The following is a 23503-nucleotide window of genomic DNA, read 5'->3' as shown; positions in this document are numbered from 1 at the left end:
GGATTCGGGATTTGGGGTAATTTCATGGTTCGATGGCTCGCCGCCGCAGCAGCCGTGTTGGCATTTGCTGCAGGCACTTTGGCATCAGCTCAGACGGCCGAGGATGTCCACGCCGCCGAGCGAGCGCGCTTCAGCTTTGGCGAATTGCGCCACGGCGCCAGTGGAACTCCGACCGACGCCAATGCGGCCAACTCCGACGAAGCCAAAGTCGGGCCATTCACGCTTCCTCCGCTCTTCGCGGGTTCGACGCCCCCGACGCAGGAACAATGGAATCAGCGGCGAGCTGAGCTCGCCCGGCTGGTCGAGGACAACTGGGTCGGGCGAATTCCCGAGGTCGTGGCACAATTCAAAGTGGTCTGGCGCAAGGAGCCCGTCGAAGCCCGGCGCGGCGCCAAGACCGAGCAATGGATTGGCCAGGTCATCGCGCCGGATGGGCGAATGGGGCCTACGATCGACGCTATTCTCACCTTCCCAGTGAAAGCCGCGAATGCCCCAGCGCTGATCGACTACACCTATATCTGGCCAGGCGGACGCACCCCGAATTTCGGCCGCCCTCCGCCGCCCGACGGCGTGGCGATGGCCTTGGCGCGTGGCTTCACTCATGTCGCCTACCGGCCGCAATTGCTCCAAGCGGACAATGCCGGACAGATGCAGCAAGGGGTCATCGGTCTGGCTCGCTGGCCACGTGAGAAGACCGACTGGGGCGCCTTGCGCGCCTGGGCCTGGGGAGCGAGCCAGTTGCGCGAGGAAATGGCGCGCGACCCGCGGATCAACGCAAGTCGAATTTCGCTCCAGGGTCACTCACGCTTCGGCAAGGGTGTGCTCGTCGCCGCCGCGTTCGATCATGCCTTTGCCGACGCCAACGTCTCCAGCTCGGGAGCGGGCGGAGCCAAGCTGATGCGGCGCGACTTCGGCGAGCGCTGGGAGAACATGGCGAGCTCCGGCGCGTTCCACTGGTTCACGCCCAACATCATGGACTATGCCCGAGGGGATCGGACGACCGCTGACCTTCCCGTCGATGCGCACACCCTGATCGCGCTGCGTGCCCCGCGCCCGCTGTTCATCACCAGCGGCGTGGCGGCTAAGGGCGATGCATGGGTGGACCCGACGGGTATGTGGCAGGCGGAGCGGGCCGCCCAACCCGCGTGGCTCCTGTTCGGCTCCACCGTGCCGACCAGCGCAATGCCCAAGGCGGGATCTGACGAGGACGCCCTTTACACGCTCGGCTGGTACCAGCACACCGAGGGGCACATCCCCTGGCCCGGCTATGAAGAATTCTTTGAGCACGAAGCGCGCTTCGCGGGTTCGCAGACAAGCCTGCTCCAGCTCGAGGAAGCCGGGAAGCGCCTGCAAGCACGCCAAAGCAGGACCCAGGCCGATCCGGTCACCGCAGAACCTGCACGCCTTTGACATTCCAGCTACACACGGCGTCGGCCCGCCGCAGAGCTTGAGCGGTATGCTTGCCGCCGTTTCGGCGAAACCATAATCTGGTCGGATGTCACTCGGAACAGCGCGCGTTGCAGGAGCGCTCTGGCGTTTCCTCCTGGCCCTCGCGACGGGCGTCGCTTGCGGGGCGTTGCTGGCAGCCACCTACGTCTACAGCGCGTTCGGTGGACCGTTGGTGTTCGGTGGCCTGCTGGTGGTCACGATCTTCTATGGAGCCGCCATCGCCGCCATTTGCATCCCGATCTGGTTGATCTTTCGTAGGCTCGAGTGCGACGGCGCCCTCGCCGCCGCGGCGCTGGGTTTCCTCGCGACCGCCATGTTCCTGCTGCTGACCAATCCGACCGCCGACGAGGTACGGGCGCACCTCATGACCTATACTGTGCTGCCCTATGCCGTGTGCGGGGCTGTCGGGGCCGTCACAACATGGTGGGTGGGCCGGAAGCTGATCGACGATTACGCCAGGCCGGACTAGCCCGCCGCCTTGACGATCTCTGCCCAGGCCGCTTCATCGATGACTTCGATCCCGAGTTCAGCGGCCTTCTTGAGCTTGCTCCCCGCACCGGGTCCAGCCACGACGAGGTCGGTCTTCGGACTGACTGATCCTGCGGCTTTGGCTCCGAGCCGCTCGGCCTGGGCCTTGGCTTCGTCCCGGCTCATCGTCTCGAGCTTTCCGGTGAACACCACGGTCTTGCCAGAGACGGCACTGGCCGTCGTTTCCACCTCGTAGCGAGGGACGTCGAGTTCGGCGAGAAGGTCGTCCCAGACAGTCCGGTTGTGTTCTTCGTGAAAGAAATCGCCCAGCGCTTCGACCACGACCGGGCCAACACCGTCGATGGCGGTCAGTTCGCCCGCGGCCTCGGCATCGCCGGAGTGAGCGCGTTCCGCCGTGTCGCGCAGCGCAGGCAGGGTATGGAAATGCTTCAGCAAGTCGCGCGCGGTCACCGCCCCCACATGTCGAATGCCAAGGCCGAATAGCAATCGAGCCGCATCCGGGCTGCGTTTGGCCTCGATCGAAGCCAACAGGTTATCCACCGACTTGTCCTGCCATCCCTCGCGCCCGATCAAGTCGTTGCGGTGGCGATGGAGCCGGAAGATATCCGCCGGTCCGCGGGTGAGCCAGCCGAGTTCCATGAACTCCGCGATCGACTTTTCCCCGAGGCCCTCAATGTCTAGCGCGGCCCGACTGGCGAAGTGACGCAAGCGTTCGAATTGCTGTGCGCGGCAGACCAGCCCGCCGGTGCAGCGAACGTCGACCTCGCCTTCCTCCGCCACGGCTTCGCTATGACAGACCGGGCAATGATCGGGAAAGACGAATGCCTCTCGCGCTTCCTCGCGGGTGAGGTTTTCGACAACCTGCGGGATCACGTCGCCGGCGCGCTGGAGGACGACGTGATCGCCGACCCTCAGACCCAACCGCGCGATCTCGTCGCGGTTGTGCAGCGTCACATTGGTTACCGTCACACCACCGACCAGGACGGGCTTGAGCCGCCCAACCGGCGTCAGCTTGCCCGTGCGCCCCACCTGTATGTCGATCGCCTCCAGCACCGTCTCTGCCCGTTCCGCCGGAAACTTGTGCGCAAGGCCCCAGCGAGGTGCCTTGGCGACGAAGCCGAGCCGCTGCTGCCAGTCGAGCCGGTCCACCTTGTAGACCACTCCGTCGATTTCGTAGGGCAATGCCGCCCGCCCGGCCGCGATCGCGCGATAGGCTGCGAGCATCTCATCAACCGAGCGGCACAGCTTGAGTTCTGGTGAAATCGGCAAGCCCCAGTCGGCGATACGCTGCATGACCTGGTGCTGCGTCGCTCCCGGAATATCGCTGGCCGCTCCCCAGCCGTGCGCCCAGAAACGCAATGGGCGCGAGGCGGTGACCGCCGGATCCTTCTGCCTGAGCGACCCCGCCGCCGCATTGCGCGGGTTGGCGAATTGGCGAGCTGCCGACGGATCGAACACCTCTCCTTTCGCCTCGGCCCGCTCCTTGGCTTCTTCCATCAGACGTGAATTGAGCGCGGTAAAAGCCTGCTTTTCCATGTAGACTTCACCACGGACTTCGAAGACCGCAGGCGCCTCGCCCCGGAGAATTTGCGGTATGTCCGCGATATGCGCAACGTTGGCAGTCACGTCCTCCCCGACCTGCCCGTCCCCGCGCGTGGCGGCGCGAACCAGAACGCCATCCTCGTATCGCAGCGAGCATGAAAGGCCGTCGATCTTATCCTCAGCGGTGATCTCCACCGGCTCGTTTTCGGGCAAGTTGAGATAACGCCGAACCCGGGCAACGAAGTCGGCCACCTCCTCGTCTGTGAAGGCGTTGTCGAGACTCATCATTCGAACTTCGTGCGCGACTTTGGAAAGCGGGGAGGCGGAAACCTCGTGCCCGACTTTCTGCGACGGACTGTCAGGACGGATCAGATGAGGGAAAGCCGCCTCGAGCTCGGCATTGCGCCGTACCATGGCATCGTACTCGGCGTCGGAGATTTCCGGCGAATCTTCAGCGTGATAGAGCCGGTTGTGATGCGCGATTGCCTTCGCCAGCCGCATCAGTTCGTTGGCAGCTTCAGCCTCGGAAATGGCACCAGTGTTCACTTGGCAATCACCCGCAAATCCCCATCGAAACGCCAACTACCGCCCTCGAACTGCATCGTATAGCGCACAGCAGGTACCCCTGGGCGCGTCACCCAACCGCTGCAAGCGCCCGCGTCAGCGCAGGCGAAATCGTAGACCTGTACGACGGCATCACCCGGACCGCACTGAGCGGCGGGCGCCAACCGCACGAACCGTTCGACCAGAGCTTTCTCCTGTTTTGCCGTCAACGGCTTGGGCAGCAGAGCGGCGCAAGTTCGGGACCCCCCTGCTGACCCGGCAAAATGACCTGTCAGGACATGCTCCAACAGCGCCAGCTCTGGCTGTCCGCGATCGCCGGACAGCTTCGGCAACGGACCGGTTGCCGAAACGCAGGCAGCAAGCGGTGCGACCGCGAACAGGAAAACCCAGCGAAACATCGGCCTATTCCTAGCGTCCCGTCAGGCGAGCGCCAGTATGGTGAATGTCAGTTGCGCGCGGGTCCGGAACCCGAGAGTTTCGTAAAGTCGTATCGCCCCCGCGTTGGCAGCGTAACAATGAAGAAAAGGCGTGTCGCCGCGATCGAGGAAGCCGCGCACCACGCCCCGCACGAGGGCCCCGGCCAGGCCCTGCCCCCTGAACTCGGGCCAGGTCGAAACGGCGCTAAGCTCCGCCATACCCGGCAACAACAACCTTTCACCCGCCATCGCGGCGATGCGACCGCCGAGGCGAATGCCGAAGAAGTCGCCATAGCGATGAGTTCCCGAGGCCCAGGGTCCGGGCTCGGTCGCGAAAGCGAGTTCGGCCATCTGCGGTGCGTCCGCTTCGGTGAGGAGTTCGATACGCGGATCGATTTCGGGAGCGGGCCCCTCGAAGACCATCTGCACCAGATCGCCGCCGCCGAGCACTTGCGTGCCTTGCGGTGGGGGCCAGGCTTCGCGCTCGACCACCCCGATCCGATCATCCGGTCCGCGCAAGGTGGCCACCAACGCCGCTTGCGCGTCTTCGCTTTTGTCGCGCGCGGCGGCGAAGGGGCCGTAAGCTGGGTCGATCCGTACGGCCGCGCCGCTCACGAGCGCCAGATGCGCCTGCCGCGTGGTCAGGGCATTCCAGATCGGGCGGTCGAGCGGATGGCTCATACGCCTTCCAGCAGGCGATCCGCTTGCGCTCTCGCCTCGTTGGTTATCTCGGCCCCCGAAAGCATCCGGGCAATCTCCTCCTGCCGTCCGGCCTGGTCGAGCAGCGAAACCGAGGTGCGCGTGACCGTGCCCTCGCTCGACTTGGCGATGAGGTAGTGCATGCCGCCTCTCGCCGCGACCTGCGGAGAGTGCGTCACCGCCAACAACTGTCCACCCTCCGCCAAACGGGCGAGACGTTCACCGATCGCACTGGCCACCGCGCCGCCGACGCCGCGGTCGATCTCGTCGAAGATCACTGTCGCCGCCCCGCCCTGTTCTGCCAAGGCGACCTTCAGCGCCAGGATGAAGCGGGAGAGTTCGCCGCCGCTGGCGATCTTGTTGAGCGGCGCGAAGGGCGCACCGGGGTTCGTGGCGATGAGGAACTCGACTGCATCAAGACCTTGCGGCCCCCAGCGGTCCTCCGGCAGTTCGCTCACAGAGGTCTTGAAGCGGGCGGCATCAAGCTTGAGCGGCGCCAGTTCGCTCGCCACAGCGGCATCGAGCCGATCCGCCGCCGTTACGCGAGCGGCGTGCAGGATGTCCGCCCGGGCGCGATAGACCTGGCCGGCCTCCTGCGCCGCGCGCTCCAACACACCGATTTCGGCATCCCCCGCTTCGATCGCGTCCAGTTTCGCACGTAACTCTCGCATGGTCGCGGGAAGCTCATCGGGCTGGCAATTGTGTTTGCGGGCCAGCGCGCGAAGTTCGAACAGGCGGGTCTCTATCCGGTCAAGTTCGGCGGGATCAAAGGTCAGGGCGTCGGCGGCGGCTTCGAGTTTCGCCTCGGCCTCCCCCGCTTCGATTACCGCGCGATCGAGAGCCGCAAGCGCTTCGGCAAGGAGCGGATGTTCGCTACCGATCCGGTCGAGCCGCCGCGCCGCTCCGCGCAACTGGGCCAAGGCGGAATCGGAACCATCCCACACCAGCCGCAGAGCCTCGAGATCGCCAGAGAGCTTCTCCCCCTTCTGCATGTCCGCCCGAGACAGCGCCAGACGCTCTTCCTCACCTTCTTCCGGGGCGATTTTGTCCAATTCGGCGAGATGGGCGAGCAGCAGGTCCTGGTCCGCGCTGGCCTGGGCGATCGCCGCCCGCGCGGCATCGAGCCGCGCATCAGCCGCGCGCCACTTCGCCCAGGCGTCCTCTACACTCGCGACGTCACCGCCCGCATAGCGATCGAGCAAGGCGCGATGCCCGCGGGGATTGACCAGTCCTCGGTCGTCGTGCTGGCCGTGAAGTTCGACCAGCGCGGGCGCCAGGTCGCGCAACAGGGCAGCCCCGACCGGCTGGTCGTTAATCCAGGCCTTGGACGCACCGTCAGTCTTCACCCGGCGCCTGAGGATCAGGGGTTCTCCCGGCTCCAGTTCCACTTCGGCCTCCGCCAGCGCCAGGCGGATTGTGTCGGGAAGTTCGGCGAATTCAAAAGTCGCGGTGACGCTCGCCTGATCCTCACTGTTCCGCACCAGCCCAGTCTCGGCGCGATTGCCCAGGACCAGGCCTAGCGCGTCGAGCAGGATCGACTTGCCCGCCCCGGTTTCGCCCGTCAGCACGCCGAGGCCCGGCCCAAAGGCGAGATCCAGCGCCTCGATCAGGACGATATTTCGGATCGCGAGCGAGGTCAGCATGGCGCGTTCAGGTCTTAAGGTAGCCCATACCGCCGCGCAACGGCGCGCCTGAGCCTGCCCACGGAATCTACCCCGAAAACACGGTCAAAACAGCCACGCAAAAATACCTGTGGAAGAATTTGTTAATAAAGATATTGTTTACTTCGAATTGACCGAGTTTTGAGATGGGGGGTTAGTTCGATGACTGTGCTGGCGATCCGCTCATACAAGCGTCACGCTGTCCGGCAAATCATGCAACTCGCGAAGGCGGGCCATAAGCCGGTGGACGGGCTCATGATTGAGTTGTCCTCCGAAGGTTGCCGCATCAGCAGCCTTGGCCGCGCAGCCTTTGTCGTCGGTGAAGCCGTTTCCCTCGAAGTCAACGACCAGCGCCTCAAGGGCCACATTCGTTGGTTTCACAACGGAATTGCAGGTGTGCGATTCGACCAGGCTTTGTTCAATGGCGAACTCAGTGGCCTGATTGCCTGCTGCCGCGGAGAAGGCCCGGTCGAAGCGCGCCGCTACGGCACTTCAGGCTAACGGCGGGCCGGTTCAAACCGCTAGAAGTCATTTGAGAGCGCCCTGAGGCTCAGGCGCCGACTTGCGTCGGTGCTTCCTTCTGCATCAGCGCGAAAGCCTTTTCGTACCACTCGCTGCCGGGGTAGTTCGCCCCCAGCACCGCGGCGTACTTCTTCGCTTCGTCAGGCAGGCCGAGCGCGAGGCTCGTTTCTGTCAGGCGATAGAGGGCTTCCGCCGCGTGACTGGTGGTCTGATAGGTCTCGACCACATTCTGGAACCGCATCTGCGCTGCGAGCCATTGACCGGTCTTCTCGTAGAAGCGGCCGATCTGCATCTCCTTGCCCGCAAGGTGATCGTACACGAGGTCGACCTTAAGCCGCGCATCGGCGGCATATTCGCTGTTGGGATAGCGCCGCTGAATATCGGTCAGCGCAGTAAGTGCCTGCTGCGTGATCGACTGGTCACGGTCCACATCGCTGATCTGCTCGTAATAGCTGAGAGCGATCAGGTAGTAGGCGTAGGGAGCATCCTTGTTGCCTGGATGGATCGACAGGAACCGCTGCGCCGAGTCGATCGCCTTGGTGTAATCCTGCATCAGGTAATAGGAGAACGCGCTCATCAACTGAGCGCGACGGGCCCAGGGCGAGTAAGGGTGCTGCCGTTCGACTTCATCGAACAGAGCGGCCGCTACCCTGATATCGCCACGGTCGAGCCGGTCCTTCGCCGCAGCGTAAAGAGATTCCACGTCTCGCGCGACATAGGCCGTATCCCGATCTCCGCCCTTTCCACTGAACATGGAGCAACCCGCCGTCAGCGGGACCATCGCGCAGACAGCGGCAATGAGAGCGATTTTGTGCGGTGAGCGAGCAGTCATGCGCAGCCTATAGCCAGCGGGTTCGTGAACGCCAAGTGAAGTCGCCATGGTTGCTCCCAGGCATGTGCTTGCTACGCGCAACTCCTTAGTCGCGCCTTTGTTTGCGTTATCAACTCTCTGGCAAACCACATCTTTCGAGGGTGGGAATCAGTCGATATGTCAGAGCAGGCCGTCCGCCTGTCCGAGCTAGAAGAACGTAATGCTTGGCTCGAGGAGCAGTTGGCGCTGCACCGCGATGCCCTGGAGCATATGCATCAGGGCCTTTGCATGTTCGATGCAGAGGGTCGGATCACGCTTCTCAACCGGCGTTACTCCGAAATTCTGCAGGTTCCCGCCGGCTCGCTTCGCCCTGGAATGACAAGCACCGACTTGATCGAACTCGGGATCGAGGCAGGCCACTACCCGGCCGGGAAGACTGTCGAAGAAATTCGGACCGACATTCGCAAGCAGCTTCGGTCGAGCAACTATCCGTTCGGCACGATGAGTCGCGGCGACAAGACCTACGCGATCAAGATCCGCGACACTGACCAAGGCCTGTCAGTGACCACCTGCGAAGACATCACGGCCCTGGTCGAGGTGCAGAGTGCGCTTCGTGACAGCGAGGCGAGGTTGAAGGCCATCTTCGACGCGATGCCGGACTGCGTGAAGATATTCGACGAATCAGCTCGGCTGATCCACATCAATCCCAGAGGGCTGGAGCTGCTCCAGGCGCCCGATCTCCCCAGCCTTTCGACGCCCGGCTACATACCGGTTCCTCCGGAGTATCTGGACTCCTGCCTCGATGTGCACAGACGCGTCATGGCTGGCGAATCCGTCGTCTGGACCTACGAAGTGATCGGGCTTCTGGGACGGCGACGGCATGTCGAGGCGCACGCTGTGCCGTTCCGGATGCCCGACGGTTCCCGGGTTCACATGTGCATCTCGCGAGACGTCAACGAGCGACAGCAGACCCTGGACGCGCTCGTCCACAGCGAAGAGCGGCTGCGTCTGGTGCAGGAAGCCACTGGCCTCGCCGACTTCGAGACCAAGCCCGGCATGATCTCGCGAATGTCCGAGTATTTCGTGAAACAGGCTGGCCTGCCCGCGGGCACGAAGTCGCTCAGCGCGGCGGAGTGGATGGAGATCGTCCACCCGGCCGACCGCGAGCTGTTCGGCCAGATGATCAAGGAAACCGTCTATCGCGTCGACACCGTGCAATGCGAATATCGCATCGTGCGGCCTGACAATGGGGAGGTTCGCTGGATCTACAGCCGCACCAAGCGGCACCGCGATACGTCGGGGAAGACCGTCTCCAGCATCGGCGCGCATCTCGACATCACCGAGCGCAAGCTGGCGGAAGAGGCGTTGCGAGAAAGCGAAGAGCGCTTCCGCCTCGCAGCGGAGGCCGCCGGCCTCGGGGTGTGGGACTACGACGCCTCGCTTCACAAGCGGGAATGGTCCGAGCGTCTGCGCGAAATCTTCGGTCTTGGAGAAGGCGTCCAGCCCGGGTTTGCCGCCGCGGAGAAATGCGTCCATCCCGGCGACCAGGCGAAGTTCCGCGAACAGGTCGAAGCCCTTCGCAGCGGTCAGGCAAGCCGGTTCGAGGAGTCGTTCCGCATCCGCCGTGCCTCCGACCGCGCCGAACGCTGGATCACCATCAACGGATGGCGCACGAGCAAGGCGGACCAGGGTCTGCGCCGGATCATCATGACTGTGCGCGACGTCACCGAAGAAAAGACTGCCGAGGAACGGGTACGCTGGAGCGCCAGTCACGACGCGCTCACCCGCCTCGCCAACCGCAGCCTGTTCCAGGAAAAGCTCGACACTGCCATCCAGCGCGCTGCCGTCAGCGGCCGCGCGGTCGGCCTGCTGCTGCTCGACATGGATCACTTCAAGCAAATCAACGACTCGCTTGGGCATGACGTGGGTGACATGCTCCTCAAGATGTTCGCCAAGCGCCTGCGCGGCGTGGTCCGTCATTGCGACACCGTGGCCCGCTTCGGCGGCGACGAGTTCGCCGTGGTCATGCCCGAACTGGACGGCGAGCACGCGTTGTTGCACATCGCCCGAGCGATCCAGCAGCGGTTGCGTGAGCCTTTCATCCACACTGGACGCATCATCGATTGCCGGGTCAGCATCGGAGCGAGCTTTTTCCCGGAACACGGCGCTACGCCGGATGCCTTGCTCAAAAATGCGGACCTTGCGCTCTACGCAGCCAAAGCCGCGGGACGCGGTATCGTGAAGGTCTTCGAGCCGCAGATGGGCGAGGACGTCAAACGCCGCAACTCGATGGTCGACCTGGCTCGCAACGCGCTCAGTTCGGACCGAGTGATTCCCTATTACCAGCCCAAGCTGGACCTCGCCACCGGCGCCCTGGTGGGATTCGAGGCCTTGCTGCGCTGGCGCATGCCGAATGGAAGGATCGGCCATCCTGCCGCTCTGGAGGCGGCGTTCGAAGATGCAGAAGTCGCGGCGCAGATTAGCGATCGGATGATCGACCGGGTGATCAAGGACATCCGCTCCTGGCTCGACCGAGGGGTCGATTTCCGCCACGTCGCCGTCAACGCCTCGGCCGCCGAATTCCGGCGCGACAATTTTGCCGAACGTCTGCTCGAGCAACTTCAGCGGGCCGACATTCCGACGCGTTGCTTCCAGCTCGAGGTGACCGAGACGGTGTTCCTCGGTCGAGGCGCGGAGTACGTGCACCGCGCACTCGCCCTCCTCAGCCTGCGCGGCATCAAGATCGCTCTCGACGATTTCGGCACCGGTTATGCCTCGCTGCGTCACCTGAAGCAGTTCCCGGTCGACACGATCAAGATCGACCAGAGCTTCGTGCGCGACATGATGGAAGACCCCGGTGACGAGGCGATTATCCGCGCGGTGATCAACCTTGGCCGCAGCCTCGGCATCAAGGTCGTGGCCGAAGGCATCGAAAGCCAGGGCCAGGCTCGCCGTCTGATTGAACTCGCCTGTGACTTCGGTCAGGGATTTCTGTTCAGCCGAGCGGTCCCGGCAGGCCGGGTTCCCACTATGGTATCAGGGTGCTTCCTGCGGCCGGCCGTGCCCGCTGCCCCCGTTCGGGGACGGGACTTGCGACTCGTCGCGAACCGGGATTGAACCAGCCGGAACACCGAGCTTGTTGACCCAGCGCTCGAACGTGCGCCAACTCCGCGCGGTATGACGCACGGCACGAGGCTCCCGACGCCATGAGACAGCTCTATCTCGACTGCGACGGAGTGCTCGCCGACTTCGACAAGGGCGCCACCGCGATCCTTGGACTGCCCCCGAAGGAATTCGTAGAGCGCCATGGGCTTGGCCGGTTCTGGCAGACTTTGGCCAGGGCGCCCGACTTCTATTTTGGGCTGCCCTTGATGGGCGACGCGATGGAACTGTTCGACACCGTCCGCCACTTGCACCCGATCATCCTCACCGGCCTGCCGCTCGGCAACTGGGCCGCCGAGCAAAAGGTGCGCTGGGCGGCCAAGTATTTCCCTGGGACGCGCATCATCACCACCTTGGCCCGGGACAAGCGCGACCACGCGCGGGAAGGCGATGTCCTCGTCGACGACCAGGACCGACACCAGCATTTGTGGGTGGAAGCCGGAGGCGTGTTCATCCTGCACAGGAGCGCCCGGGAGAGCATCGCGGCGCTGCAAACCTACTTTGGACCGCTTTAAGGTCTGAGCAGCGCTTTTATCTGTCATCTCCGGCTGCTATCTGAGGGGCGACAAGGAGAATTACGATGGGTTCTTTTACCATCACGCACTGGATTGTGGTCGCACTCGTGGTTCTGGTGCTGTTCGGGCGTGGCAAGATTTCTGAAACGATGGGTGACTTCGGCAAGGGCATCAAGAGCTTCCGCAAGGGAATGGCGGAAGAAGATCGTCCCACGCCTCCCCCCGCACCGCCCTCGCAGATCGCCCCTCCGGCAGCGACCCAGGAATCGGCCGCCAAGGCCCCGGAATCGCGCGAAGTCTGATCCGCTTCAGATCGACGGCAGGATCGCGAAGACCGATCCATTGATGCTGACGAGATAGAGGTTGCCAACCTGGTCCTCGCCAAAACCGACAATGCCCGCCAGGTCTCCTGCGTCGGGCGTGAAGGCGGCGTTGCGATTGGTAAAGGCACTGCTGGACGTCGTGGTGCCGGGCATTAAGCCCGCGACGGGTACGGTCCAGACGTTGTCGCTGACGAAGTCGGCAAACACGTAGAGGCCCTGCAGCGGTTCGATTGGCCCACGATAGACAAAGCCACCAATGATGGAATTGCCCTGCAGCGAGCCGCTGCCGTGGCCATATTCTGTCACCGGCATGGTGAGGCCCGACGGATTGGAGCCCAACAGGGGCTGGCTGCCCTCGTAGAGTGGCCAGCCCATGTTGAGGCCCGATTGACTGGTCCGGACGCGGTCCACCTCTTCGATCGCACCCTGGCCGACATCGGCGATCCACAACTCACCTGTCGCGCGGTCGAAGCTGTTCCGGAAGGGATTGCGCAGCCCGTAAAGCCAGACCTCTCCCGCCCCACCACCCGAGGCAAAGGGATTGGCGGCCGGAATGCCGTAATCGCGCGCGGGATCGTTCGGAAAATCGTCCCGCGAAACGTCGATACGCAGCATCTTGCCGAGCAGGGCCGCGCGATTTTGACCGTTGCCGTCAGGATCGTTGCCTCCCCCGCCATCGCCGGTTGCTACATAGAGCAGCCCGTCGGAGCCAAAGCCGAGCCAGCCGCCGTTGTGGTTGTTCCTCGGGTGGGGAATGGAAAGGAGCACGTCCCCGCTGGCGCTGTCGAGGACATCGCGATGGCTGGCGGACGAGGTGTAACGGCGCACCTGAATCGAGCCATCCGGTGCGGTGAGGTAGGCATAAGCCCGCCCGCTTGTGGCATAATCGGGCGCCAGCGCCACGGCCAGCAGGCCCCGCTCGCCGTCAGTCGAAACTTGTCCGGTTATGTCCAGCATCGGCGTTGCGGCGATCGCCCCGCTCGCCGGGTCGAGGATCAGGATTCGCCCGGCCCGCTCGACGACAAGCATCCGCCCGCTGTTGTCGGGCATGGCCGTGACAAAAATCGGCGCGCTGAAGCCGGTGCCGACACGTCGGACTACGAAGCTGCCGGTGGTGGCGTCGGTTACCGTGATCCTCAGCGCCAGAGTCGAACTCGCCATTCCGTCGCTGGCCGCAAGAGCGACTTCGTAGACGTTGTCGCGATTGGCGTCCGCGGGATCCTCGAAGTCCGGCGGGGCCAGAAACGACAGCGCTCCTACTCCGGTCATCTGGAACAGGGCCGCGTCCGCTCCGCCTGAAATTGAGAAGGTAACAGCGTCGCCGTCAGGGTCGCTGGCATTGGCGGTGTAGATCGTGCCGGCCCTGTTCTCCACAACCAAAGCCGTCGCCGCGGAGGTGAACATCGGTGCCGAGTTGGCGGAACCACCACCACCGCCTCCGCCGCCGCAAGCCGCCAAGAGCACGGCTAGCGACAACGGAATCACACGCAGTGCTGCCTGTCCCATAGGCACTGCCGGCGGCCTCCTCTTGTATGAGGTCTGGCCACCGTACCGTGCGAGCGAAGGCAATAGAACCGACGGCGCTTACCGCCGGGTGAGTTATTCCCAGAAAGCGACCGAACGCACCTCGATACTCTCGCGAATATTCGCATCGGGGAAGCTGGGATCGTGAAACGCGGTGTGCGGGCAGCGCCAGGTGTGCGAATGATCGCTGTCGTGGAACTTGAACAGCAGCGCGTCGTCGCGCGTCATATTCGAAAAGTACCACCAGCGCATCGCGGGCGAATGGCTGAAGATCGAAGCGGCCATCATGGCACCCTCCCCTTCGACCGGCGCCGTCAGGGCGTCGCCCACGGGGAACTCATCGACTACGAACAGGGTGTTGGATTTCTCTTCGCCCGCGAAGCTGGACCGGCCGTCACACAGGGCCAGCGGCACGTCCTGCGGGGGTGGGGAAAACGTGCGCCAGTAGCTGGTGATGAGGAAGCGCTTGTAGCCCGGCCCATCGGGGAAGTTCTTCTTGTAGGTGAACTCGGCCATGCGCTGCGCCGTGGCGGTGTTGAGATCGACGTGAGCCTCGCCCGCCGGGGGCTGGATGCCGCCGCTGTGCTGGTAGTTCTCGGTCTTCTCCTGGGCCCGGTTGGTCAGGTCCGCGCTCGTGCGCACCATCCACCCGCGAGCAACCACCTTGTCCGCCCCGGTTAGCTGGCGAATGTGCTCTTCGACTTCGCGTTCGTAGACGCGATCGACCTCGTCCTTGTCATGAAAGTCCTTCACGGCGGTCGGCTGGGTCGCAATGCGGAACCCGTGGACGTCGAGCTCGAAATGGTCGCGGATGGGCATGGCGTCGCGCACGGTCACCCGGTGGTCCGAGTAAGTCCCGGTGTTGATCTCCGCCCCTGCGCGGACATAGCGCCGGGTCACGAAATCACCCGGGTCGACGAAACGGATCGAGGTTTCGACCTGTCGAGCGCTTTCCTCCATCCGATCAAATTCCGCCGAAGCGCCCAGGTTGCGTGCGGCTGTCGCCATCGTTGCCTCTCCAGTAATTCTATCGTCCGTTACAATGCCCATCTTGCTACGCGGGTGCAAGCTGGTGGCCAATGCGGGACTGGGACATGGTTCGGTTTTGCGATAAGCTGCCTTGGAGGAATTGGGGGAGATGTTGGCAATGAGGACGGTTTTAGCGCTCGGGGCGTTACTGACTTGCACAAGCGCAGCTTACGCTCAGACGGGTCCCTGGCCCCTACATGCCGACAACGGAGCGTGCAGCATCCGGCAGACGTTTTCTCATCCCGAGTTCGGATCGACGACACTGGAAGTGAGCTATGATGCCGCGCATCAGCTTGTCACTCTCGCTACGACGAACTCGGTCGCCACAGCTCTACCGGGAACGGGTTCTGTCGCGTGGTCGATCGTGTTTCTCGACAACGGCGGAGAGAAGTATGACGACGCCTGGGGTTCTCGCCAACTCAGCTACAAGCGTGACGGTGAGGCCTATCGTTTCACCACGGGTTTCAGCGGTGAGCGGAATGTGCGGCAGATCCTGGCTGACCTTTCGGCCAGCCGAAGCCTGGGGTTCATGGACAAGGACAAGCTTGTGGTTGGCTACGACCTCAACGGCGTGCGGAGCGCTGTGGCTCGCCTGAGCTCCTGCGCGCAGAAGGCCGTTGTCTCGAACTAGCGGTTTACAACCCGCCTGGGGCTTCCGGGGCCGATGTCTGATTGTTCGGCAGGAATTCCGACGGCGGAGTATCGCGGAGGCGATGCTTCACGTCTTCCAGGGCCCACTGCGACTCCCGGATGATCCCCGAGGTGGGCCGATCGAGGTCCAGTATCAGCGCCAGGGCGAGCGTCTGCAGGAAAATGATCACACAAAGGCCCAGCCACCTCGCCCGCCCGTAATAGCTGAAGCCGAACGCCGTCACGGTAATCGCGGAGAAGACCCACAGCACGACGTGAATGAACGGGGGAATTCGCGCCAGGCGGATCGCCTCTCGCGTGGCTCCGACCTCGAGAGTCTGAGCAGCGGTCTGAAGATAGGTCGAGGCCACGTCGTCACGAAGGTTGCGGGTAGCTTCCAGCGATTCTCGCCAGAGCTGTGCTTTCAGATGTCGATCAAGCTGCAAGGCTCCGGGCTTTTGATCGATCGGGGATTTGCGCGAAACCGCAAGCCGATGATCGAGATAGGCGAGAAGCGTCGAGCTGATGCGACCACTGTCGGGCTGGGGAAAGGTCTGGGCCAGGAGGTATGTCGAATAGATGCCGTTCGCTTCGTCGATGACCAGCATGCGGCGCTCGTCGAAGCGGTCGACTGCCATTGCAAAGGTGAAACCCAACAGCAGCGCGAGCAGGCCCGAGGCGGCCGTGACGACATAGCCTTCGCCCTCGAAGCCCGTGCCGCCCGTCCCGTCTTTCCCGGAGAACCGCCGCCGGAGCCAGATTCCGCCGATGGCCGAAAGGATCAAGAGCACGAAAACGCCAAGGACCACGCGGTAGATCGGTATCATCAGGAACAGCCGCTCGGCTGCGTTGAGGCCCACCAATTCCTCCATGCCTGTGACCTCCCGCGAGAGTGGCGATATCAGCCGCGCTTCGCCAATCACGCCATCCGGGGGAACCCCGGGTCTGCCACGGGAAACATCGGGAGGTCCGTGCCTTTGGCGCAGAACTCGGCGTCGACATCCGCCCGCAGCTGGCTATGTTCCTTGCTCGAAAACGACAAACGGGCTGGGAGGGCGAAGCGTGACGGGTCAATTGCCGCCGACTAACGACGATCGCGTGATTTGGGACATGTGGGAATCCCAGTTCCGGCTCCCCGCGGCCACCGTGGCCGACGAGACCGGCGTGTTCCGGGAGCTCGGCAACGAACCTCTAACAACCGACGAGCTTGCCACGCGTCTCGACCTGGCGCCCCACGCGCTAGGCATTCTGCTGGGAGCGCTGGCCTCTTCTGGCTTGCTCGAGAAGCGCCAAGGCAAATGGCGCGCCCTGCCCCCTGCGCGGACGTGGCTGCACCCGGACGCGGAAGGGTATTGGGGCGGTTTCCTCTACCGTTTCCGCGAGAGCAACCCGCTCCACGCCCAGCTTCTCGAAGCGATGAAGACAGGCAAGCGGCCCGAGGGCTTCAACTCGGGCGCTCCGGAGTGGGAGCGCGGCGAAATGAGCGCCGAGGCCGCGCAGCGCATCGCCGCTTTCATGCACGCCCACTCCATGGCCCCGGCTCGAGGCGCGGCGGCGCAGGCGGTGTTCAACGAGGTCGAGCAGCTGATGGACGTCGGCTGCGGCTCGGGCGTCTACGGGATCGAGATCGCCAAGGCCCACCCTCGGCTGGAGGTCGTGCTGCTGGACCTGGCCGCGATGGCCGAGGAGGCAGAGCATTATGTCGAGCGTGAGGGCGTGACCGGCCGGGTCTCGACCGCTTCGGTCAATATGTTCACCGAGGAGTGGCCGGTTGGGCCCGATGCGCACTTCTTCTCCAATGTGTTTCATGACTGGTCGGTCGAGACCAACAAGCTTCTCGCCCGGAAGAGCTTTGCCGCGCTGCCCAGCGGGGGGCGGATCTTTCTCAACGAGATCCTGATGGACGACGACGGCGCCGGCCCCTGGCACGCCGCGTCATTCAGCTTGCTGATGCTGGTCGGCACGCTCGGCAAGCAGTACTCGCTCGCCGAGTTCCGCGACATTCTCGAGAGTGCCGGGTTCACTGACGTGCAGGCCGTCCGCACCGGCGGCGGCTATTACTCGCTGGTCAGCGCCACCAAGCCCTAGGTCCTAAAGCTCGACCCCCTCGATCGCTATCCGGCATTTCACGCCTTCGGGCGCGAACTCGAGGTCGCACTCGTCGATCCCAGCCTGGACGCGGAGGAGCTGCGTGCCCATGCCCGTGCGCCGCTCGCCAGCCACTGGCGGTCCGTCCTGCTCGCGCCAATAGAGCGTCAGCACCCCTTCGCCTTCGACCTCGCGCAAGGTCCACAGCAGTTCCACCTTCCCCCCGGGGGCCGACAGCGCCCCATGCCGCGCGGCATTGGTGCACAGCTCGTGCAATGCCAGCGACAGCGGCACGCACGACTGGCGGGGCAAGCGGCACGGCGGGCCTGAGGCCACGAAGTTGCCCTCCCCCTTGAACGGCTCGATCGCGCCTTCGACCAGCTTGCCCAGATCGCACTGCCGGTCCGCATCGACGCCGAGCATCCCCGTCGCCCGGTCGAGCGCCCGCATCCGCCCCGCGAGCGCCGCGGTAAAGTTCTCCGGGTCGCTATGCCGCGAGGTCAGCATCACAAGCGCGTTGACCGTCGCCATCATGTTCTTGACCCGGTGCATCAGCTCCTGGTTCAAATGCCGCTCGCGCGCTTCGGCTTCTTCCTGCTCGCGCACCAGACGCCGCGCCGCGTCGCCCAGCCAAACCAGCGCCGCGCACGAGAGCGCGAACATCACTCCGAGTACCCAGTTGCTCGCATCCAGCGAATCCAGCAGCGGCTCGACCCGGAACACCCGGTTGGCGATCACCGTCGAGACCAGCGCCACCAGAGCCCCCCAACGCCACCCGAGCAGGAGCGCTGTCGCCACCACGAACGGATAATAGGTGACGAAGGGAATCCCCGCCTCGCCCTGGTCGATCACCCAGCGCAAGCCCGTAGGCGCGGCCACCGCGACCGCGCTCCCCAGCAGCGCCTTCCAAAACGGATTGTCCGCCAGGATGGCCCGCCTGATGGCAGGAATTCGTTCCACCACGTCCCCTGTTACGACCGCGCTGCAGCATACTCCCATCCGCTGTCATCGTCGCGGTAAAACTGCGTGAAGGTTAAGGATTTGAGCCAAGCCGTTGAGAAACAACTTTCCTACAGGTCTCCTTTTGTTCCAGGGTCACGCGACTCGCCCCCCAGACGCAAACAAAGCCGCAGAGGACGCCGACTCATGCAGGACAAGCCCAAGACCACCCTCCCCACCTTCACCCCGGTTCCGCGCCTGAAAACGCGCCACAATGGCTGGAGCCCCGAAGTCCAGCGTGCCTTCGTCGAGGCCTTGGCCGAGACCGGCAGCGTCACGTCCGCCGCCCGCCGCGTCAATCGCGCGCCGGAGGGGGCCTACCTCCTCCGCCGCCACCCCGAGGCGGAGGAGTTCCGCCAGGCCTGGCAGGCCGCGCTCGATATCGGCATGCAGAAGATCGAGGACGTCGCCATGGACCGCGCGATCAACGGGACGGAGGAGCCGGTCTATTCCTACGGCAAGCTCGTCGGCACCCGCACCAAGTACAACGACGGCCTGCTGATGTTCATGCTCCGCAACCGCGCCCCGGCCCGCTTCACCGGCGGCCGCGCCCGCGCCCTCAACGCCGCCGACAAGACCACGCTCAATCGCCTGAAGAAGGAATGGCGCGCGGAATGGGAGCACGAACGCTTCCTGCTCGACCAGGAGGAAGAGCAGGAGACCCTCAAGAGCATCGACCGCTTCATCGACACCATGCGCCAGAACCGCCGAGCCAACATGAGCCCCCGCGCCCGCGCCGCCTACGACGAAGCCGCGCGGATCGAGAAGGAAGACGGCATCAACTGGATGGCGGAGGATGAGGATTGGGATGAGGATGAGGGGGTGATTGGCGGTGGCGCGGTGGCGCTGCTGCCGGCGGCGTCGGGGGATGAGAGTGCGGTGGAAGAGCCTGAGGTGGGGCCGAGGGTGCGGTCGTTGAAGGATGAGGGGTGGTGAGGGGCGCAGGCCGAAAGGGCGCACGGAATAGGAAGTCGCGGCATTCTCTGTCCTCACGCCCCCGCCAGCATCAAGCGCAAGGTCAAGGCGATCAAGGCCCAAGTCCTCGCGCGTCGCACCCCAGCCGCCTTCGAGCATGAACTAGCCGCCAGCGCCCAGGTCCGCGCCGACCGGGCCGCTGGCTGGCGCCCTGAGGATTGGTATAGTGTTCCTGGAACTCATTGAAAGATCAAGATTCGCGAAGACTTGGACATAGTGAAGAGATAGCCCGCTCGCATCGAACCTAGGATACGATTAAGGATTTTTCATTCGAGTCAGGCTGGACGGATTGGGAGTTCCAATGACCGCATGCTTCGGCCACACCACCTGATTTTTTGGACAATCTCGATGTTCGCGTGACTATACATAAATGTGTTTACACCGCTTATTGATTGTCGCGTTTATACAAGGCAAAACTGCGCGACTATATTAAAATACCGCTCCAGCATTTCGCAGTGGGCGGGGCATGCGCAACGCGAAAGTAACTCACAGGGTCTTGGCACTCGTTGTAAGCGCCTCAATGCTTGCAACACTCCCTGCGGCCGCACGGGCCAAAGGCGAAACGAGGGCTAACTGGCTACATGACGTTAAGCCTGACGAATTCAACAACGATGCTTTGAAGACCCTTCGGGCGAAGGCAGTCGCGCAAGGATGTGAGTCCGGCGACAACGCTCAAAGCAATATTCCAGAATTTCTCCCGGCAGCCATCGCCCCAATTATATTGTTCGCTTTCAATCTGCTTACTCGCTCGATCGAGACTGAATTGTCGCGGCGTGAGGAGCGGGAATTGGCCACGATGTCCAACACCTGGTCTGGCGTTATAACGAAAGAGACCTTTTCGGGACCGACTAGCTCAAGGATGACATGCATTCTAATCCGGCGAAGTGGTGAGGAACCCAGCGATGGTTCTGCGTATGTCGTCGCGCTTAGGTTAATCGGTACTACAGCATTTACGATTGAACCGGTCACCGGTTGGCTTGGCTCCAGCAGCGTTCTGACCAAAGACGGCGACAAACTTAACGCTACAGTGTCGATAACCATCCAGTATGTTGCGACGCAAGACGGCTCGAATGAGCTGGTGACGCTGCCAGCCTACGCGATGGATTTCGAAGGACTTGCTCCGGGGAAGGATTTCCCGGTATCCGGCTCCGCACGAGCGTCACCTGTGTTGCCGCTTCCTTCAGGCCCCGGTACCGTAACATTGCCCACCTCAGTGGTGCTTTCCGTGACGGAAGCCAACACTCGATTGGAAAGCCGCAGGCAGCAGATCGCCCTGGCTCAAGCGAACCGCGCCGCGTTGATGGAAGCGTTGGGAACGGTGCTTGAAGGAGCGCTCTCCAACTAGTTGGCGAGGCTCCCGAATCCGCCGGGTATCGCAGCGAGATGTCGAGGCGCTTTGACCTGCGATAAGCGGCGCCTCTAGCCCCTGCCTTGCCCCCCATCCGCAGCGCGGCGGTAAGTGCCGCCTGCGAATTTTCGGAGCAAGGCATAACATCAATTGCTCCATCTCGGGGATTGCATGCACTAACATTTGCGCATGTCTTATGCACATGCCTCAAGCGGCGCTTGCCAAAACCACCCCGTCCAGCCGACGCCCAACCAATGTCTCGCTCGGCCGCGAGCATTTGGAAGCTGCCCGCGAACTGGGAATCAATATCTCGCAAGCGTGCGAACGCGGCTTGGTGGAAACCATCGCCGAAGTGCGGGCATCGCAGTGGACCGAGGCTAATCGCGAGGCGCTGGATTCCTATAACGCCTACGTCGAAGCGCACGGCTTGCCGCTCGAAAAACAGCGGCTGTTCTGACCTCGCTTAGGCCTCTCCAGCACGACCATATCCCCCTCCCGCCTGCGGGAGGGGCCGGGGGTGGGTCAGACACGTCAAGCGGAGCGTTGCAACTCACGCGCCCACCCCTAGCCCCTCCCGCAGGCGGGAGGGGGATGGATACTGACCATGGCCCAATTCCAGGTGCACCGGCTGACCGCGGGAAAGACGCTTGTGCTCGATTGTCAGTCGGACCTGCTGGACCCCATCGATAGCCGCTTCGTCGTCCCCTTGATCCCGCTCAAGGACGCGCCCCAGCCCGCTCGGAAGCTCAATCCGGTGTTTTCAATCGGGGGCGAAGACTACGTCATGCTGACACAGGCCGCCTCCGCCGTTCATCGGCGTGAACTCGGGGAAACGGTCGGATCGCTGGCCGAGCATCACATCGAGATCGTCGGCGCACTCAACGTGCTGATCAGCGGGGTCTGAGGGGCCCTACCCCTCATCCCCCATCCGCAGCGCAGCAATAAACGCCTCCTGCGGAATGCTCACGTTGCCGTACTCGCGCATCCGGGCCTTGCCCTTCTTCTGCTTGTCGAGCAGCTTCTTCTTGCGGCTGATGTCGCCGCCGTAGCACTTGGCGGTGACGTCCTTGCGCAGGGCGGCGATGGTCTCGCGAGCGATGACCTTGCCGCCGATCGCGGCCTGGATCGGGATCTTGAACAAGTGACGCGGGATCAGGTCCTTGAGGCGCTCGCACATGTGCCGGCCGCGGGCCTCGGCTACGCCGCGGTGGACGATCATGCTCAGGGCGTCGACCGGCTCGTTGTTGACGAGGATGTTCATCTTCACGAGATCGCCTTCGCGCAGGCCGATCTGCTCGTAGTCGAAGCTGGCGTAGCCGCGGGTGATCGACTTGAGGCGGTCGTAGAAGTCGAACACCACTTCGTTGAGCGGCAGTTCGTACTGCACCTGGGCGCGGCCGCCGACATACGTGAGGTCGGTCTGGATGCCGCGGCGGTCCTGGCACAGCTTGAGGATCGAGCCGAGGTACTCGTCGGGGGTATAGATCGTCGCCTTGATCCACGGCTCCTCGATGGTCTCGATCCGGCTCGGGTCCGGGTAGTCGGCCGGGTTGTGCAGCAGGATCTCGCCCGCAGGGTCAGTGCGGCTGGCGCGCAGCTTGATGCGGTAGACCACGCTCGGCGCGGTGGTGATGAGGTCGAGGTCGTATTCGCGGCTGAGGCGTTCCTGGATGATCTCCAGGTGCAGGAGGCCGAGGAACCCGCAACGGAAGCCGAAGCCGAGCGCGGCGCTGCTCTCCATCTCGAAGCTGAAGCTGGCGTCGTTGAGGCGCAGCTTGGCAATGGATTCGCGCAGCTTCTCGAAGTCGGCGGCGTCGACCGGGAACATGCCGCAGAACACCACCGGCTGCACTTCCTTGTACCCGGGGAGCGCCTGGGTGGCGCCGTTCTTGACCGTGGTGATCGTGTCGCCGACGCGGGCCTGTTCGACCTCCTTGATCTGCGCGGTGATGAAGCCGATCTCGCCCGGGCCGAGCTCGGGCAGCTCGATGCGCTTGGGGGTGAAGCAGCCGACGCGGTCGATCAGGTGCTCGGTGCCGCCCTGCATGAACTTGACGTTGAGGCCCTTCTTGATGACCCCGTCGAGCACCCGGACGAGGATGACCACGCCGAGGTAGGGATCGTACCAGCTATCGACCAGCATGGCCTTGAGCGGCGCGGTGCGGTCGCCCTTGGGCGGCGGGATCTTGGCGACCACGGCTTCGAGCACGTCCTGGATGCCGATGCCGGACTTGGCGCTGGTCAGCACTGCCTCGCTGGCGTCGAGGCCGATGATGTCCTCGATCTCGTGGCGGACCTTTTCCGGCTCGGCGGCGGGGAGGTCGATCTTGTTGATGACGGGGACGATCTCGTGGTCGTGCTCGATCGACTGGTAGACGTTGGCGAGCGTCTGCGCCTCCACCCCCTGCGCGGCGTCGACGACGAGGAGCGCACCCTCGCAGGCAGCCAGGCTGCGCGAGACTTCGTAGGCGAAGTCGACGTGGCCGGGGGTGTCCATCAGGTTGAGCTCGTAGAGCAGCCCGTCGTTGGCTGTATAGTTCAGGCGCACCGTCTGCGCCTTGATGGTGATCCCGCGCTCGCGCTCGATGTCCATGTTATCAAGGACTTGCTCGCTCATCTCGCGGTCGGTGAGGCCGCCGGTGGCCTGGATCAGCCGGTCGGCAAGCGTGCTCTTCCCGTGGTCGATATGGGCGATGATGGAAAAATTGCGGATACGCGCGAGATCAGTCATCCCGCGCCCTTAGAGCCTGTCCTGTT

General features: G+C 63.7%; 22 protein-coding genes. 12 read left to right on the top strand and 10 right to left on the bottom strand.

Annotated features, from left to right (window positions below; genetic code table 11):
- Positions 1–24: 24 nt before the first annotated feature.
- A complete protein-coding gene (locus KK137_RS04190) occupies positions 25–1410 on the top strand; it encodes a glucuronyl esterase domain-containing protein (RefSeq protein ID WP_214534768.1) in 1386 nt (461 codons plus the stop codon).
- A gap of 85 nt (positions 1411–1495) precedes the next feature.
- Positions 1496–1918 (top strand): hypothetical protein, encoded by a 423-nt coding sequence (locus KK137_RS04185; protein ID WP_214534767.1) that lies wholly within the window; start codon positions 1496–1498, stop codon positions 1916–1918.
- Here KK137_RS04185 and ligA read toward each other — a convergent pair.
- Genes ligA through recN form a run of 4 tightly spaced genes read right to left on the bottom strand, consistent with a single transcriptional unit; the run spans position 1915 to position 6802 of the window.
- Positions 1915–3981, bottom strand: coding sequence for an NAD-dependent DNA ligase LigA (ligA, locus tag KK137_RS04180; RefSeq protein ID WP_250893712.1), 2067 nt, complete (start codon positions 3979–3981; stop codon positions 1915–1917). The two genes, KK137_RS04185 and ligA, sit on opposite strands and share 4 nt — an antisense overlap.
- Before the next feature lie 41 nt (positions 3982–4022).
- Positions 4023–4442, bottom strand: a complete 420-nt coding sequence (locus KK137_RS04175) for a hypothetical protein (RefSeq protein WP_214534765.1) — start codon at positions 4440–4442, stop codon at positions 4023–4025.
- A 21-nt stretch (positions 4443–4463) separates the two neighbouring features.
- Positions 4464–5141: a GNAT family N-acetyltransferase gene (locus KK137_RS04170; protein ID WP_214534764.1), complete on the bottom strand. Its 678-nt coding sequence runs from the start codon at positions 5139–5141 to the stop codon at positions 4464–4466.
- The gene (recN, locus tag KK137_RS04165) at positions 5138–6802 is read right to left on the bottom strand and encodes a DNA repair protein RecN (RefSeq protein WP_214534763.1); all 1665 of its coding nucleotides are present in this window, start codon (positions 6800–6802) and stop codon (positions 5138–5140) included. The genes KK137_RS04170 and recN overlap by 4 nt, the downstream gene beginning before the upstream one ends.
- A 180-nt stretch (positions 6803–6982) precedes the next feature.
- Here recN and KK137_RS04160 point away from each other — a divergent pair, with 180 nt between their 5' ends.
- Positions 6983–7321 carry a PilZ domain-containing protein gene (locus KK137_RS04160; RefSeq protein ID WP_214534762.1) on the top strand — a complete coding sequence of 113 codons (339 nt, stop codon included), beginning with the start codon at positions 6983–6985 and terminating at the stop codon, positions 7319–7321.
- A 49-nt stretch (positions 7322–7370) separates the two neighbouring features.
- Here KK137_RS04160 and KK137_RS04155 read toward each other — a convergent pair whose 3' ends face one another.
- Positions 7371–8174, bottom strand: a complete 804-nt coding sequence (locus KK137_RS04155) for an outer membrane protein assembly factor BamD (protein WP_214535956.1) — start codon at positions 8172–8174, stop codon at positions 7371–7373.
- A 156-nt stretch (positions 8175–8330) separates the two neighbouring features.
- On the opposite strand from KK137_RS04155, the gene KK137_RS04150 reads away from it, so the two are divergent.
- The 3 genes from KK137_RS04150 to KK137_RS04140 all read left to right on the top strand — a co-directional run bounded on the left by KK137_RS04150 (position 8331) and on the right by KK137_RS04140 (position 12132).
- Positions 8331–11270 carry an EAL domain-containing protein gene (locus KK137_RS04150; protein ID WP_214534761.1) on the top strand — a complete coding sequence of 980 codons (2940 nt, stop codon included), beginning with the start codon at positions 8331–8333 and terminating at the stop codon, positions 11268–11270.
- Positions 11271–11359: 89 nt separating this feature from the next.
- Complete coding sequence (locus KK137_RS04145) at positions 11360–11830, top strand: HAD family hydrolase (RefSeq protein ID WP_214534760.1); 471 nt, start codon at positions 11360–11362, stop codon at positions 11828–11830.
- A 65-nt stretch (positions 11831–11895) separates the two neighbouring features.
- Positions 11896–12132, top strand: coding sequence for a twin-arginine translocase TatA/TatE family subunit (locus KK137_RS04140; protein WP_214534759.1), 237 nt, complete (start codon positions 11896–11898; stop codon positions 12130–12132).
- A gap of 6 nt (positions 12133–12138) precedes the next feature.
- Here the strand turns inward: KK137_RS04140 and KK137_RS04135 are convergent, their stop codons facing one another.
- Positions 12139–13659 carry a PQQ-dependent sugar dehydrogenase gene (locus KK137_RS04135; protein WP_214534758.1) on the bottom strand — a complete coding sequence of 507 codons (1521 nt, stop codon included), beginning with the start codon at positions 13657–13659 and terminating at the stop codon, positions 12139–12141.
- Between the two features lie 93 nt (positions 13660–13752).
- Complete coding sequence (locus KK137_RS04130; protein ID WP_250893574.1) at positions 13753–14685, bottom strand: CmcJ/NvfI family oxidoreductase; 933 nt, start codon at positions 14683–14685, stop codon at positions 13753–13755.
- A gap of 139 nt (positions 14686–14824) precedes the next feature.
- Between KK137_RS04130 and KK137_RS04125 the strand changes: the two genes are divergently transcribed.
- Positions 14825–15337, top strand: coding sequence for a hypothetical protein (locus KK137_RS04125; protein ID WP_214534757.1), 513 nt, complete (start codon positions 14825–14827; stop codon positions 15335–15337).
- A gap of 4 nt (positions 15338–15341) precedes the next feature.
- Here the strand turns inward: KK137_RS04125 and KK137_RS04120 are convergent, their stop codons facing one another.
- The gene (locus KK137_RS04120; RefSeq protein WP_214534756.1) at positions 15342–16208 is read right to left on the bottom strand and encodes a bestrophin-like domain; all 867 of its coding nucleotides are present in this window, start codon (positions 16206–16208) and stop codon (positions 15342–15344) included.
- Between the two features lie 190 nt (positions 16209–16398).
- Between KK137_RS04120 and KK137_RS16545 the strand changes: the two genes are divergently transcribed.
- Positions 16399–17424 carry a methyltransferase gene (locus KK137_RS16545; protein ID WP_214534755.1) on the top strand — a complete coding sequence of 342 codons (1026 nt, stop codon included), beginning with the start codon at positions 16399–16401 and terminating at the stop codon, positions 17422–17424.
- Positions 17425–17427: 3 nt separating this feature from the next.
- On the opposite strand, the gene KK137_RS04110 is transcribed toward KK137_RS16545, so the two are convergent.
- Entirely contained in the window at positions 17428–18384 is a 957-nt protein-coding gene (locus KK137_RS04110) for an HWE histidine kinase domain-containing protein (RefSeq protein ID WP_214534754.1), read from the bottom strand.
- A gap of 186 nt (positions 18385–18570) precedes the next feature.
- Between KK137_RS04110 and KK137_RS04105 the strand changes: the two genes are divergently transcribed.
- From KK137_RS04105 to KK137_RS04090, 4 genes are all read left to right on the top strand, one after another.
- Complete coding sequence (locus tag KK137_RS04105) at positions 18571–19359, top strand: hypothetical protein (RefSeq protein WP_214534753.1); 789 nt, start codon at positions 18571–18573, stop codon at positions 19357–19359.
- Positions 19360–19864: 505 nt separating this feature from the next.
- A complete protein-coding gene (locus KK137_RS04100; protein WP_214534752.1) occupies positions 19865–20743 on the top strand; it encodes a hypothetical protein in 879 nt (292 codons plus the stop codon).
- Positions 20744–20948: 205 nt separating this feature from the next.
- Complete coding sequence (locus KK137_RS04095; protein ID WP_214534751.1) at positions 20949–21203, top strand: type II toxin-antitoxin system CcdA family antitoxin; 255 nt, start codon at positions 20949–20951, stop codon at positions 21201–21203.
- Positions 21204–21350: 147 nt separating this feature from the next.
- On the top strand, positions 21351–21650 hold the full coding sequence (locus KK137_RS04090; protein ID WP_214534750.1) for a CcdB family protein: 300 nt from the start codon (positions 21351–21353) through the stop codon (positions 21648–21650).
- Between the two features lie 6 nt (positions 21651–21656).
- On the opposite strand, the gene lepA is transcribed toward KK137_RS04090, so the two are convergent.
- Positions 21657–23477 (bottom strand): translation elongation factor 4, encoded by a 1821-nt coding sequence (gene lepA / locus KK137_RS04085; protein WP_214534749.1) that lies wholly within the window; start codon positions 23475–23477, stop codon positions 21657–21659.
- Positions 23478–23503: the final 26 nt, after the last annotated feature.

It is taken from the genome of Croceibacterium selenioxidans, from assembly GCF_018599195.1.
GTDB classification, from domain to species: Bacteria; Pseudomonadota; Alphaproteobacteria; order Sphingomonadales; family Sphingomonadaceae; genus Croceibacterium_A; species Croceibacterium_A selenioxidans.
Note: the sequence above shows the minus strand (reverse complement) of the source record. Positions and strands in the feature narration are given on the sequence as shown.

Coding starts and splice junctions, on each gene's coding strand:
- KK137_RS04190 (WP_214534768.1), top strand. CDS start 25: ATGGTTCGATGGCTCGCCGCCGCAGCAGCCGTGTTGGCATTTGCTGCA.
- KK137_RS04185 (WP_214534767.1), top strand. CDS start 1,496: ATGTCACTCGGAACAGCGCGCGTTGCAGGAGCGCTCTGGCGTTTCCTC.
- ligA (WP_250893712.1), bottom strand. CDS start 3,981: ATGCGGCTGGCGAAGGCAATCGCGCATCACAACCGGCTCTATCACGCT.
- KK137_RS04175 (WP_214534765.1), bottom strand. CDS start 4,442: ATGTTTCGCTGGGTTTTCCTGTTCGCGGTCGCACCGCTTGCTGCCTGC.
- KK137_RS04170 (WP_214534764.1), bottom strand. CDS start 5,141: ATGAGCCATCCGCTCGACCGCCCGATCTGGAATGCCCTGACCACGCGG.
- recN (WP_214534763.1), bottom strand. CDS start 6,802: ATGCTGACCTCGCTCGCGATCCGAAATATCGTCCTGATCGAGGCGCTG.
- KK137_RS04160 (WP_214534762.1), top strand. CDS start 6,983: ATGACTGTGCTGGCGATCCGCTCATACAAGCGTCACGCTGTCCGGCAA.
- KK137_RS04155 (WP_214535956.1), bottom strand. CDS start 8,174: ATGACTGCTCGCTCACCGCACAAAATCGCTCTCATTGCCGCTGTCTGC.
- KK137_RS04150 (WP_214534761.1), top strand. CDS start 8,331: ATGTCAGAGCAGGCCGTCCGCCTGTCCGAGCTAGAAGAACGTAATGCT.
- KK137_RS04145 (WP_214534760.1), top strand. CDS start 11,360: ATGAGACAGCTCTATCTCGACTGCGACGGAGTGCTCGCCGACTTCGAC.
- KK137_RS04140 (WP_214534759.1), top strand. CDS start 11,896: ATGGGTTCTTTTACCATCACGCACTGGATTGTGGTCGCACTCGTGGTT.
- KK137_RS04135 (WP_214534758.1), bottom strand. CDS start 13,659: ATGGGACAGGCAGCACTGCGTGTGATTCCGTTGTCGCTAGCCGTGCTC.
- KK137_RS04130 (WP_250893574.1), bottom strand. CDS start 14,685: ATGGCGACAGCCGCACGCAACCTGGGCGCTTCGGCGGAATTTGATCGG.
- KK137_RS04125 (WP_214534757.1), top strand. CDS start 14,825: ATGAGGACGGTTTTAGCGCTCGGGGCGTTACTGACTTGCACAAGCGCA.
- KK137_RS04120 (WP_214534756.1), bottom strand. CDS start 16,208: ATGGAGGAATTGGTGGGCCTCAACGCAGCCGAGCGGCTGTTCCTGATG.
- KK137_RS04105 (WP_214534753.1), top strand. CDS start 18,571: ATGCAGGACAAGCCCAAGACCACCCTCCCCACCTTCACCCCGGTTCCG.
- KK137_RS04100 (WP_214534752.1), top strand. CDS start 19,865: ATGCGCAACGCGAAAGTAACTCACAGGGTCTTGGCACTCGTTGTAAGC.
- KK137_RS04095 (WP_214534751.1), top strand. CDS start 20,949: ATGCCTCAAGCGGCGCTTGCCAAAACCACCCCGTCCAGCCGACGCCCA.
- KK137_RS04090 (WP_214534750.1), top strand. CDS start 21,351: ATGGCCCAATTCCAGGTGCACCGGCTGACCGCGGGAAAGACGCTTGTG.
- lepA (WP_214534749.1), bottom strand. CDS start 23,477: ATGACTGATCTCGCGCGTATCCGCAATTTTTCCATCATCGCCCATATC.